The organism is Burkholderia sp. USMB20 (genome assembly GCF_000949135.2).
In the GTDB taxonomy this organism is placed as follows: Bacteria; Pseudomonadota; Gammaproteobacteria; order Burkholderiales; family Burkholderiaceae; genus Burkholderia.
This window is the reverse complement of sequence record NZ_JTAN02000019.1, coordinates 919,120-931,622: the sequence shown is the minus strand read 5'-3', so window position 1 is coordinate 931,622 and position 12,503 is coordinate 919,120. Positions and strand designations below refer to the sequence as shown.

The window sequence follows — 12,503 nt, the reverse complement described above, 5'->3', positions numbered from 1 at the left end:
GCCTGCGCGTTTTCGCTTCGGCGCAGTGAAAAGCGTGGCAGTTCATTGCCACGCTTTTTTTCGTCCGTACGGTTCGTGCGCTCCGATCGATTGCCGATGTGCGGTATCGGCCGATCCGGCTGCTCGACGCCGGCAGCTTCAGTCAGATCCCGCGAACCGCTTGGCGGCACCGTTCCTCAGGTCGTGCGATGGAAGATCGGCGTTTCGGGCGTCGGGTATTGCGCGTCGCGGAACGTCTCGAGGATCACGCGGTTGGTGTCGCAGTACACCTGCCAGTAGTTCTCCGGCTGCGTCGACGGACGCACGAACAGCAGCGGGCCTTCCGGCGTGAACTGCAGCACGCCGACGTCCGGCGCCGGCACCTTCATCACGTTCGGGATCAACTGGATCTGCGTCTTCAGGCGGTTGATCGCATCGGCCGCGTCGACGCCGTTCGCGATCTTCGCGGTCAGGTCCACGCGGCGATGCGGCGTCGCGCTGTAGTTCGCGATGTTGTCCGAGAAGATCTTGTTGTTGCCGACGATCGTCACGACGTTGTCGGCGGTGATGATCGTCGTGCCGAACAGGCCGAGTTCCTTCACCGTGCCCGTGACGCCGCCCGCGCTGATCACGTCGCCGATCTTGAACGGACGCAGCACCTGCATGAACACGCCGGCGGCGAAGTGCGCGAGCAGGCCGCCCCAGGCCGTGCCGATCGCGAGGCCGAGGCCGGCGAGCAGGGCGGCGAACGACGTGGTCTGAACACCGAAGATCTGCAGGATCGCGAGGATCAGCAGGATCGTCAGCAGCACGCTGACGACGGAGGTCAGGTAGTCGGTGAGCGTCGGGTCGACCTTGCCGCTGCGGCGTACCACCTTGCCCAGCAGGCGCGTGCCGAGGCGGATCGCCCAGCGGCCGATGAACCACAGGACGATCGCGGCGAGGAGGTTGAGGCCGAAGTCGAGGCCGCGGGTCATCAGGAATTGCTGGGTGGATTCCAGGTTCAGCATGGGGGCTCCATGGCGGGTTTAAAGAATGGCCTGCGGCCGATTTTCGTCGCACGGTTATAACCGACCTGCATGACCGAGACAACCACCGCACCCGCCGGAGCAGCGGCATGTAAAACGTTTCAATCCGCGTGTCGCATGCCGTTTGCCACGACACGAACATTGTTAAATCGGGTATGCAGTCCGTATTAATTACCGCTTATTACCGGTCGATCGTGATGCGGACTGATCCTATAACTTACAGAGTGATTTCGGGTGTGTCCGACTTCCATGCGATAATGTCGGCGTCGGGAGACCCTGCGCTGTAAGTCGCGAGAACCAGAGCGGGCAGTTCGATTGCATGAGACGGTCGAACACCCCTGATAACAGGCGCAATCGGCCGGCTGCCAATGCCGGACGTGCCTTGCAGGTGTGCCGTCGTGTTGGTTATTTTCCGTGGTTTTCCGACGTTCGTTCGCTAACTGGCCAGGTATCCGTGGCGGGATTCGACGTGCAGTAACCATTTCTTCTGTTGTCACAGAGGGGGGATTTGTTGCTTTTTCGGTCGTCAATGTCCGAAAGAGTGCAAATTTAAGTGAAGAATTTTTGAGACGCCGGTGGCCTGATCGAGTCAATCGGCTGATGAATGAGCGTTCGGGTGTTCGGGGGATGCGTTGATTGAACGCCCGGGAAATGACGCTTGCAAATCAATAGTAAAAAGTCTTGGCCTCAAGATCCATGAAAAAGAGTGTATTGGCAATTTCCGTTCTTGCCGCTGTGGCGCTTTCGGGGTGTGCAACCTATCCGGACTGGATACCTGCTTCCGGTGCGTCGCGCCAGAAAGTGCAGGAAGTGCCGGAAACCGGCGGACGGATCGAAGGCATTCAACTGGTGGACGTCAACGATACGTTGGCGCGGAAACTTGCCGACAGCAAGAAGCTGGGCCAATTCGCGAACATCTTTCCGAGTGCGGTTACCAACAACTACCTGATCGGCCCGGGCGACGTCATCGAAGTGACGATCTGGGAGGCGCCGCCGGCGATGCTGTTCAGCACGCTGGCGCCCGCGCAGCCGATGACGACGAGCACGGCCAACAGCGTCACGCTGCCCAACCAGATGGTGGCCTCGGACGGCACGATCACCATCCCGTTCGCGGGGCGGATCCCGGTCAAAGGGCGCACGACGGAGCAGATCGAGTCGAGCATCGTCGGCCATCTCAAGGGCAAGGCGAACCTGCCGCAGGTGCTCGTCAGCGTCACCAAGAACAATGCGTCGAACATCACGGTCGTGGGCGAAGTCAACACGAGCGCGCTGATGCCGCTGACCCCGAAGGGTGAGCGTCTGCTCGATGCGCTGGCATTTGCGGGCGGCGTGAAGCAGTCGGTCAACCGCATGGCCGTGCAGCTTTCGCGAGGCAGTGTCACCGCGACGATGCCGCTCGATTCGGTCATTCGTGATCCGCACCAGAACGTCGTGCTCAAGCCGGGCGATGTCGTGACGGCACTCTTCCAGTCGCAGAGCTTTTCGGTGTTGGGTGCAACGGGCAAGAACGACGAGATTCCGTTCGAAGCGCAAGGCATTTCGCTGGCCCAGGCGCTCGCGCGTTCGGGTGGCCTCAACGACAACCGTGCCGACGCACGCGGCGTGTTCGTGTTCCGATTCGAAGACGCGAAGCTGGTCGATGCGCAGGACAAGGCGGTCAGGGCCATCAACGGCACCGTGCCGGTGGTCTACGAGATCAACCTGCGGGATCCAGCAGCGTTCTTCGTGACACAGAACTTCCCGATTCAGAATCATGACGTGATTTACGTCTCGAACTCGCCCGAGGTTGAGTTCAAGAAGTTCCTTACGCTCGTTGTGATGGTGGCCAGCCCGGCGGCTACCATTAACCGGGAACTGGAGTAACGCGCCATGGACGGAAACGTGCGTACTCCGATGGAGATTACGGTTTCGGTCTGGCGCGCGATGTTTCTGCGCGAGGCGTTGGATCGCCTCTTTGAAGCACGGGCGGCTTGGCTCTGGCTGCTGATCGAGCCCGTGTTCTATATTGCGATCCACGCCTTTGGATATATCACGTTCCACATTCACCAGATTGGCGGAATCGAGATAACCATGTGGATCATCGCCGGCTTCATTGGATTTCTGCTTTGGCGGCGTACTTGGGTTCAGGTATTGCATGGGATCGACTGCAATAAGGCCTTCTTCGTATACCGGCAGGTCAAGCCATTCGATGCGGCGTTCATGCGGGCTGTTCTCGAGTTGTTTTTGATGATTCCGATTTCAATCGTCATCTTCTTCATCGCTGTCGCTGCGGGTCGGATGATCACGCCGGGTATGCTGAATCCGGTTTTTCTGCCGGCAGATCCGTTGCTGATGATAGCCAGTATTTTTGGACTGTGGCTGTTTGCGCTAGGCTTTGGTTTGATTACTTCGGTTGCGATGAAATTCGTGCCGGAGCTCGACCACGTTTTCAAAATACTTTTTTTGCCATTGTTTTATATCTCCGGGGCGATGTTTCCGATTGCGCTGGTACCAACGCCGTATCGTGAAATATTGCTAATTAATCCGGTTGTGCATGGTGTTGAGTTGCTGCGGCTCGGATTTTTGTCCTCATATCATACGCTCCCCGAAGTGAGTCTTGCCTATCTATATGAAGGCGGGATTATATTTATGCTTGTGGGTCTGATGCTCTATCGGCGATTTGCAAAAAAGCTGGTGATGAAATGATCATTATCGAAGATGTTCATAAGCGATATCTGACAGAGCACGGAGCCGGCAAGTGGGTGCTGCAGGGTATTAGTATGACGATCCCGCCGAAACGGAATATTGCCCTGATCGGTGTGAACGGTGCGGGCAAGTCGACGCTGCTGCGTATTATTGGGAACGTTGATTACCCGACAAAGGGACGAGTTGAGCGACGCTGTCGCGTATCCTGGCCAGTAGGTGGAGGGGGGTTGGAAGGGACGCTGACCGGGCGTCAGAATGCGAAGTTCGTTTGCAGGGTGTACGGTCGTGAAGAAGAATTGAAGGATCGACTCTCGTTTATTCAGGACTTCACCGAACTGGGTGATTCATTTGATGAGCCCGTGCAGACGTATTCGTCTGGGATGCGGTCGCGTCTCCAGTTTGCGCTGTCGATTGCTTTCGAGTTCGATGTATATATTTCAGACGAAGTGACGGCTGCGGGCGATGCTAGATTTAGAAAAAAAGCCGCTGATGCTTTCAAGAATAAGGTTGATCGGGCTAGCGTGATCATGGTGTCCCATGACGAAGGTACGCTAAAACAGTTTTGCCAGTCCGGTATCTGGATCAATGGCGGTAAGGCATATTGGTTCGACGAACTTGATGAGGCATTGAGGGCTTATAAGGACGCTATCTTGGTATGAAAGAACTAACAGTGAGCAGAAGTGGGCGCATTGGTGCCAAGCTGGCTGCGGTATATGGAAGAGGGAAGTCGACGCTTTTCTCGATGGAAGTATTTCGGCTGATTATCAAGGTGATCTTGATTTATGCGGTTCTTGCCACCGTGTATTGGCTGTTCATCGCTTCCGATCGATTTGTATCGGATGCGAATGTGATCATCCGATCCACCGATCAGATCAGCAGTCCGAGTGTCGATGTATCAACGCTCGTTCCCGGTGCTGGTGGTCCCAATCGCGGTGATCAGCTGCTGTTGCGCGAATATCTTCTGTCGGAAGATGTTCTTAAGAAGTTGGATGCCGCTTTGGATTTGCGCTCTCATTTCAGCGATGGACATCGAGATCCTATTTCGCGGATGTGGTTCAAGAACGCACCGATGGAGTGGTTCTATCGCTACTGGCTGTCGCGTATCGATGTCGAGTACGACGACTACAGCGGTGTACTGCGCATCCAGGCACAAGCCTATGATTCGAAGACTGCGCAGGAAATCGTCAATTTCATGGTTCGCGAAGGTGAAGCACACATGAATCAGATTGATCATGAATTGGCTTTGTCACAGGTGCGCTTCCTCGAGCGGCAGGTGACGCTGGCGCATGGCGGTCTTCTAGATGCGACGCATACGCTGATCGATTTTCAGAACCGCAAGGGGTTAATGGCTCCACAGGCAACGGCCGAGAGCCAGAATGCGCTGATTGACAAGCTCGAAGCGCAAAAAGTTGATGTGCAGACGCAAATTGCTTCATTGCCTCCAACGTTGAGCCCGGATCAGCCCACCGTGGTGATGCTCCGGAACAACCTCGACGCGCTTCAAAAGCAGATCGCGCAAAAGCGGGCTGAACTGGCGTCACCGTCGAAAGGGACGCTCAACTACACCGTAGAGGAGTTCCAGCGCCTACAGATGCAGGTGAGTTTCGCACAGGACTTGTACAAAACTGCGCTTTCGGCGCTTGAGAAAGGGCGGATGGACGCAGCCCGCACGCTCAAGATGGTTTCAATCCTGCAAGCACCAACGAGACCGAGTTATCCATTGCAGCCGAAGCGACTCTATAACGCATTTCTGACTCTGCTGCTTGCTACCTCCTTGATTGGGGTTTTGAAATTGTTGGAAAGCATCATTCGTGATCACGTAGATTGAGTTTCGGGGGATTCAATGAGGGCCTTGATTATCCTTGGAACCCGGCCAGAAGCGATAAAAATGGCACCATTGGTCGGTGTACTGAGGAATGAACCTGAGATCGAGACGAAAGTCTGCGTAACGGCACAGCATCGTCAGATGCTCGACTCCATGCTCGATTTTTTCGGCATCTGTCCCGACTACGATCTTGACGTCATGGCACCGGATCAAACGCTGACCGGGATGACGAGCAGAGCGCTGGCTGGCCTCGACATCGTATTGAGTGAGGCTCGGCCGGATCTGGTTCTGGTGCAGGGAGACACGTCGACCACGCTTGCCGCCGCTCTGTCCGCACACTATCGACAGATCGAAGTCGGGCACGTCGAGGCCGGTCTGCGGACCGGTGACATGCTAGCTCCTTGGCCGGAGGAGGCAAATCGCAGGTTGACGAGCGTTCTGGCCAAATACCATTTCGCGCCGACATCCAGCGCTCGTGACAATCTGCTGCGGGAAGGCATTGCTGAATCGAGTATCCACATAACCGGAAATACAGTTATCGATGCCCTTCTGGCCACGGCAGCAAAGATGCGTGACGACACTGCACAGCGCAGCGAGCTTGATTCGCGTTTCGGTTTTCTCGATCCGAAGAAGCGTTTGATTCTTGTCACCGGACATCGCAGAGAGAATTTGGACGGTGGCCTCGACTCCGTGTGCTACGCATTGCGGGAAATTGTCCGGCGTGGCGACGTGGAAATCGTCTTTCCGGTCCATCTCAATCCTCGGGTCCGACAGTCCGTATATCGCCTTCTCGGCGACGTTCCGGGCGTGTATCTGATGGGGCCGCAGGACTATCTGCCCTTTGTTTACCTGATGGACAGAGCCACGCTGCTGATTTCGGATTCGGGTGGAGTTCAGGAGGAGGCGCCGGCCTTGGGCAAGCCGGTGCTTGTGACACGTGAGACGACGGAGCGTCCGGAAGCGGTGGCCGCCGGCACGGTGCGGATCGTCGGCACTAGCCAAGCGGCAATAGTTGCGGAGGCGTGCAGACTTCTCGACGATCCGATTGGATATGCCGCCATGGCCCGGGCGGCCAACCCCTACGGCGATGGCAATGCTGCCCAGCGCATCCGCGATATTTTGGTGAACGCATGTTGAATACGATTTCCATAATTGGCCTCGGCTACATAGGCCTGCCGACTGCTACGTTATTCGCGTCGCGCAAGATTCGGGTTATTGGCGTCGATGTGTCTTCGCATGTCGTCGATACCATTAACCGAGGGAATATCCATATTGTCGAACCAGAACTCGACATTCTGGTTCACGCCGCGGTGGGTGCCGGTTACCTGCGCGCGACGACTCACGTCGAGCCTGCCGATGCGTTCATCATTGCCGTGCCGACGCCGCTGACGGCAGACCGAAGGCCGGATTTGAGCTACATCAAGGCTGCGGCCAAATCGATTGCGCCCGTGCTGGCCAAGGGCAACTTGGTCATTCTCGAATCGACATCGTCGGTCGGTGCGACCGAATTGCTGGCGAACTGGTTGGCAGAAATCCGCCCGGATCTTACTTTTCCGCAACAGACTGGAGAAGCATCCGATATTCGGATCGCTCACTGTCCCGAGCGCGTCTTACCTGGCCGCATCGTGCATGAACTGGTCGTTAACGACCGTGTGATCGGCGGGATGACCGCGAGTTGCTCCAAGGCGGCGATTGCGCTTTACAGCTTAGTGGTACAAGGCGACTGCATTGTCACGGATGTTCGCACTGCTGAAATGTGCAAGCTCGCCGAAAACAGTTTCCGTGACGTCAATATCGCCTTTGCGAATGAACTGTCGATGATTTGCGACAAGCAAGGTATCGACGTTTGGGAACTGATCAAGCTGGCAAACCGGCATCCCCGCGTCAATATCTTGCAACCGGGGTGCGGGGTGGGGGGGCACTGCATTGCGGTCGACCCGTGGTTCATCGTGGACGGCGCACCGCAGGACGCGACGCTTATCCGTGCTGCACGCAGTGTCAACGACGCGAAGCCGGACTGGGTTATTCGCAAGGTCGGTGAGGCTGTCGAAGTGCTGTCCCGTTCGGGTGTCCCGGCCGAGGAAATTTGTGTTGCTTGCCTCGGTATCACATACAAGGCGGATATCGACGATTTGCGCGAAAGCCCGGCCCTTGAAGTTGCGCAGGCGCTCGCGAATTGCCATCGCGGAAAAATCGCGATCGTGGAACCGAACCTTCAAACGTTACCCGATGAGCTTGCAGCGGGAAGAGCAACATTGTCCGCACTGGATGATGCGATTGCGGAGGCTCACGTCCTCGTCCTGCTTGTCGATCATGCAGAGTTCAAAAACTTGAAGCCCGAGCTTGGCGGCAGGCAATTGCTTGTCGACACGCGTGGTGTCTGGAAAAACGCAAAATAAATGATAATGAACCAGAATATTCAGGATGATCTCGAGTCTCGTCTCCACGAGATGGGAGAAGAAAACGAGCTGTTACTCCTGCAACTCCATCAGGTTCAGGAGGCGCTCGAGCATCACCATCTGCAGAATAAGCCGTTTTCGGGCGACCTTGCAGCCGAGCCGCAAGCTGGTGGTGCGACCGGTTGGGGCTGGGTGGACGATGAACTGCCCGAAGCGTTGGCGGAAAGCCGGCGTTTACATGCGTTGGTGGACGTTCAGCGGCAAGTCCATCAGACCGAGTCTCGCAATGCATTGAATTCGAAGCTGGGGGACTTGCTGATCGAGGGCGCGGATTCCCCGGGCTCGATTGCGACGTTGCCTGGAAAGCTCTGGAGGATCTGGCGGTCATATAGTCGGCAGACACCTCCGGAATCGCTCGGTGGAAAAGGATTCGACAAGATCATCGACGCGTACGGTGCGGGGAGTTTCGACGCGGTCGACAAGCTTATGTCGCAGACGTCGAGTTCGCCCGCCATGCAGGCCGACGGATACACTGCGTTGGCGCGGTATCTGATGAAAGGTGATCGCCTGTGCGCGGCTGAAGCTGCACGTCGCGCGTATGCACTGGATCCGAAGCCTTACCGATTGAAATGGCTCGCGTTCCGACTTCATGAAGCGGGTGACGTCATCGAAGCGAGTGCCATGCTGGACGTCCTGCCTTCTGACATTCAGTTTAGCGAGTCGGAAGGCCGGCAGGCTTCCCAATTGCGCCATGAGGCACGGCACGCGCTGCAGCGCGAGGCCAAGCAGAAGATCGGGTTTTCGGAGCGCCGCGCCGAGATTGAGCGTCAGTTGAGCGGCCTGGTACAGGAAAGGGACGAGCTATCGAAGCAGCTCGATTCGCTTCGCGACGAAAACGAGACGCTCAAGCAGGCGAACGCCCGGCTCGAACAGGACAAGCAGTCGTTGACAGATCTCTACGGAGAGGTCGCTCGGCAGGTTCGTGAACGGGCGAGCGAAGTCGAGGAATTGAAGCAGCTCAATACTCGATTCAAGCAGGACCAATTGGCGCTTACGGCCCGGCATGACGAGGCCATTAGGCAGGTGCATGAATATGCCCTGGAAATCAGGAGCCTGAAGCAAGCCAACGCCCAGTTTGGGCAAGAACAGGTGGCATTGACTTGGCAGCACCGCGAGGCTGCAAAGCAAGCGGCGGACCGTACTCGTGCGGTCGAAGTGCTGAAGCAAGCCAAGGTGCAACTCAAGCAGGAAAAGTCGGCGCTGGAGATGCGGTACGCAAAGGTCGCAAAACAGGCGACTGAGCAGATGCGGAAAGTCGATGCGCTGGAGCGCATCATGGCGCAGCTCAAGAAAGACAAGATTGTACTGGCCGATTTGCACGATGCTGCAGCGAAGCATGCGTCCGAGCGCGACCGCGAAGTCGAAGCACTGAGGCGACTCAACGCGCAGCTTGAGCAGGACAAGACGACTTTGGCCGGTCTGCATCAGGCGGCCGAGAAACTGCTGGCTGAGCGCGGCAGTGAAGTCGATGCATTGAAACAGGTCAACATGCAATTGGTAGAGGACCATGCGGTCTTGATGGGGCGGCATGAAGATGTCGCGAAGCAAGTCGCTGAACGTGTTCAGGAAACCAATGCGTTGAAGAGTGCCAACACTCAACTGGAGCAAGAAGGGCTGGTACTCGCGCAGCAGCGCGAAGAAGCGACGCAGCGAATGGTCGAGCGTAGCCGCGAGATCGACACGCTGAAACAACTTAACGTGCAGCTTGAGCAGGACAAGGCGAAGCTGGTGGCTCAACGTGAGGAGGCCGCGAAGCAGATGGTCGAGCGTAGCCGCGAGATCGACTCACTCAAGCAACTCGCAACGCAGTTGGAGCGGGACAAGGCGACGCTGGCGAGGCAACGTGAAGATGCGACCAAGCAGTCGGTTGAACGTGCCCGGGAAGTCGATGCGTTAAAACAGGCCAATGCGCAATTGGAACAAGACCGAGCGGCCCTGATCGGCCAGCATGATGACGCTACTAGACAGGTGGCCGAGCGCAGTCAGGAGGTCGAAGCACTGCAAACTGCCAACGCCCGGTTGGAGCAGGACAAACTGATGCTGGTGGGGCAGCAAGAAGAAGCGGCGAAGCAAGCGGCCGAGCAAAGTCGTGAGGTCGAAGCGCTGAAGCAGGCGAATGCACTTCTGGAACAGGACAAGGTGGCACTTGCGAGCCGACATCAGGAACTTGCGCAGCAGGCTGCCGAGCGGTATCAGGAGGTCGAATTGCTGAAACAAGCCAGGGCGCAACTGGAGCAGAGCAAGCTCCTGCTGGCAAGGCAGTACGAAGAGGCCGCGAAGCAATCTGGAGAGCGCAGCCGAGAGGTTGAATCTCTCAAGCAGGCCAAGGCACAACTGGAGCAGGATAAGGCAGCGCTCACTGGTCGGTACGAAGAGGCCGCTAAGCAGATGGCCGAACGCAGTCACGAAATCGAAGCCTTGAAGCAAGCCAGGGCACAGCTGGAGCAGGAGAAGTCGGTGCTCGCTGGGCAACATAATGACTCTGCCAGGCAGGCAACTGAACGCCTCGCGCGAGTCAACGTATTGGAACAACTGATTCAAAGTCGTCAGGTGTACGAGGCGGAGCTGGCGGCGCGTCAGAAGATTGTGCAAGAGGAGATGGTTCGGGCCGAAGCTCAACTCGACCTGATCAAGGATATTCTGCTTCGAGAGTCCGGGTTATGAGAAAGAAATCCGCGTCCGTTCGCTATACGACGGCGGCGAAGGAATCTGCACAGCCCGTCACGGTAGTCGAGATCGATTCCGCCGTTGTTCCTTACGACGAGAATCTGCTGGAGCGTGCGCGCACGCAATGGCAGTTCGGCGACTGGCACAGCCTCGCCCAACTCGGGCGTGGTGTCTTGCAGCACCATCCGGATCGAGCCAAGCTGGCCCTGCTTGCAGCGGCAGGCCGCCTGCAAACCGGGCAAATCGCCGAAGCCAAACAGTTCATTCGACTCGCCCAGGATTGGGGGATCAGCCAGAAGCTCCTTTGCCAGATTCTTGCAGCAGGCGTTCATAACAGCTTGGGGCGTGCCGCCGCTGTGGCCGGTAATCTGCCGCGGGCGCTCGCTCATTTCGAATCTTCCATTGCTGTCGGTACACCGGAGGCCGACCGATCGCTATTGACCAAGGCACGAATCCACCAGCAGTGCAGCGAACTTGGCGTAGCGCCCGGTCATCTTGAAAGAGAGCTGGAAAGCGTTGCGCGATCGGATCGACGTTTCTCGCACTCATCCACACGACGTTTTCATGTCGTCAAGCTGGCTGAGTTCGATCTAGGTGATGCTTGGGCCGGAAATACGATCAATACGGTTATCTTTCGCCACCACGGTGTTCTGACTCATCAGGGAAAGCAAATCACGGCCTTTTATGTCGATGCGCATACGCTGCGCGTCGTGCGCCGTGATCTGGAGACAGATGATCTGCAGACGTTTGACCTGTATGGTGAATACAATTTGGCAGACGCTCACAACAGCATCAGTCTCGGTATCGATCGCGCTGACCATCTGCACATTTGTTACGATCACCACGCTACGCAGTTGCGATATCGCAGAAGCACTCGACCCAACGATATATCGAGTTGGACCGACGAACTGCCCATGACTGGAGAGGCTGAAACGAAGGTAACCTACCCGACTTTCATGCAGCCGCATCATGGCTTTCCGTTGACGCTGCTATATCGCGATGGCGTACACAACAATGGCACCGCGCGTCTCAAGACCTACGACGAGGCATCCGCGGGTTGGACGGACCATCCGACACCTGTTTTGAGCGGTAGCGAGTCGAAACCGTGGACCAGTAACGCCTATTGGAACCACCCGGCTATCGGTCGGAACGGCAGCCTTCACCTGAGCTTTGTCTGGCGTACACATACGCTCGGTGTGGAGGAGCGAGTCAACAACATCAATATCGGCTACGCCTGCTCGCTAGACAATGGGGTCAGTTGGGTAACGTCCAAAGGGCGAGGCTACCAGCTTCCGATTACGCCGGTAAATGCTGAAACGGTTCATCCGGTGTCTCCGGGCAGCAACCTCATTAATCAATGCAGCATGGCGCTCGATAGCTGCAATCGTCCGCATATCGTTTTTTATGCCGATGATTCAAACGGCATCCCGCAGTATCAACACTTGCGGTACGACGGTAAGCAATGGCATCACCAGATCGTATCGCAACGCGTTGAGCCATTTGCGTTGCAAGGTGGTGGAACGCTGCAGATCCCGATCAGTCGGCCGGAAATCGTTATCGACCGCCTGGACAACGCGTACATCATTACTCGCGGAGATCACAGCGACGGAAGAATGGTTGCGACAGTACTGGCCGCCCCCGAGTACACCTGGCATCAAGACAACACCCGGGTTCTGTGGGATGAGGATCTCGGGTTCGCGGAACCCGTAATCGACCGATTGCGGTGGGAGCAGGAAAACGTATTGAGTATGTTGCTGCAGTACAACGAGCAACCCAGTCATGACATCGGCTGGCGGCAGACGAATGGGCCCGTCACACTGCTGGACATTCAATTCAAATTTAAAAACTAAGTCCAAAAAA

At 56.8% G+C, this 12,503-nt stretch carries 9 protein-coding genes; 8 read left to right on the top strand and 1 reads right to left on the bottom strand.

The annotated features are described in order from the left end of the window. Positions 1-176: 176 nt before the first annotated feature. Positions 177-989, bottom strand: a complete 813-nt coding sequence (locus tag PL79_RS28785; protein WP_044844061.1) for a mechanosensitive ion channel family protein — start codon at positions 987-989, stop codon at positions 177-179. 714 nt (positions 990-1,703) lie between these two features. Here PL79_RS28785 and PL79_RS28780 point away from each other — a divergent pair. The 8 genes from PL79_RS28780 to PL79_RS28745 are packed head-to-tail and all read left to right on the top strand — an operon-like array spanning position 1,704 to position 12,493. Then, a complete protein-coding gene (locus tag PL79_RS28780; protein ID WP_044844062.1) occupies positions 1,704-2,870 on the top strand; it encodes a polysaccharide biosynthesis/export family protein in 1,167 nt (388 codons plus the stop codon). A gap of 6 nt (positions 2,871-2,876) precedes the next feature. Further along, on the top strand, positions 2,877-3,692 hold the full coding sequence (locus PL79_RS28775) for an ABC transporter permease (RefSeq protein ID WP_044844063.1): 816 nt from the start codon (positions 2,877-2,879) through the stop codon (positions 3,690-3,692). Continuing rightward, a complete protein-coding gene (locus PL79_RS28770; protein ID WP_044844064.1) occupies positions 3,689-4,351 on the top strand; it encodes an ABC transporter ATP-binding protein in 663 nt (220 codons plus the stop codon). Before PL79_RS28775 ends, PL79_RS28770 begins: the two co-directional genes overlap by 4 nt. Further along, complete coding sequence (locus PL79_RS28765) at positions 4,348-5,520, top strand: chain-length determining protein (RefSeq protein ID WP_235879351.1); 1,173 nt, start codon at positions 4,348-4,350, stop codon at positions 5,518-5,520. The genes PL79_RS28770 and PL79_RS28765 overlap by 4 nt, the downstream gene beginning before the upstream one ends. A gap of 60 nt (positions 5,521-5,580) precedes the next feature. Continuing rightward, positions 5,581-6,654 carry a non-hydrolyzing UDP-N-acetylglucosamine 2-epimerase gene (wecB, locus tag PL79_RS28760; protein ID WP_328592085.1) on the top strand — a complete coding sequence of 358 codons (1,074 nt, stop codon included), beginning with the start codon at positions 5,581-5,583 and terminating at the stop codon, positions 6,652-6,654. Continuing rightward, positions 6,648-7,916, top strand: coding sequence for a UDP-N-acetyl-D-mannosamine dehydrogenase (wecC, locus tag PL79_RS28755; RefSeq protein ID WP_044844067.1), 1,269 nt, complete (start codon positions 6,648-6,650; stop codon positions 7,914-7,916). The genes wecB and wecC overlap by 7 nt, the downstream gene beginning before the upstream one ends. 6 nt (positions 7,917-7,922) lie before the next feature. Beyond that, positions 7,923-10,640 (top strand): hypothetical protein, encoded by a 2,718-nt coding sequence (locus tag PL79_RS28750; RefSeq protein ID WP_135801169.1) that lies wholly within the window; start codon positions 7,923-7,925, stop codon positions 10,638-10,640. Then, a complete protein-coding gene (locus tag PL79_RS28745) occupies positions 10,637-12,493 on the top strand; it encodes a BNR repeat-containing protein (RefSeq protein WP_082088459.1) in 1,857 nt (618 codons plus the stop codon). The genes PL79_RS28750 and PL79_RS28745 overlap by 4 nt, the downstream gene beginning before the upstream one ends. Positions 12,494-12,503 lie beyond the last annotated feature (10 nt).

What these genes read in the sequence shown, in the direction of transcription:
- PL79_RS28785 (WP_044844061.1), bottom strand. Translation starts at nt 989, where the DNA reads ATGCTGAACCTGGAATCCACCCAGCAATTCCTGATGACCCGCGGCCTC.
- PL79_RS28780 (WP_044844062.1), top strand. Translation starts at nt 1,704, where the DNA reads ATGAAAAAGAGTGTATTGGCAATTTCCGTTCTTGCCGCTGTGGCGCTT.
- PL79_RS28775 (WP_044844063.1), top strand. Translation starts at nt 2,877, where the DNA reads ATGGACGGAAACGTGCGTACTCCGATGGAGATTACGGTTTCGGTCTGG.
- PL79_RS28770 (WP_044844064.1), top strand. Translation starts at nt 3,689, where the DNA reads ATGATCATTATCGAAGATGTTCATAAGCGATATCTGACAGAGCACGGA.
- PL79_RS28765 (WP_235879351.1), top strand. Translation starts at nt 4,348, where the DNA reads ATGAAAGAACTAACAGTGAGCAGAAGTGGGCGCATTGGTGCCAAGCTG.
- wecB (WP_328592085.1), top strand. Translation starts at nt 5,581, where the DNA reads ATGGCACCATTGGTCGGTGTACTGAGGAATGAACCTGAGATCGAGACG.
- wecC (WP_044844067.1), top strand. Translation starts at nt 6,648, where the DNA reads ATGTTGAATACGATTTCCATAATTGGCCTCGGCTACATAGGCCTGCCG.
- PL79_RS28750 (WP_135801169.1), top strand. Translation starts at nt 7,923, where the DNA reads ATGAACCAGAATATTCAGGATGATCTCGAGTCTCGTCTCCACGAGATG.
- PL79_RS28745 (WP_082088459.1), top strand. Translation starts at nt 10,637, where the DNA reads ATGAGAAAGAAATCCGCGTCCGTTCGCTATACGACGGCGGCGAAGGAA.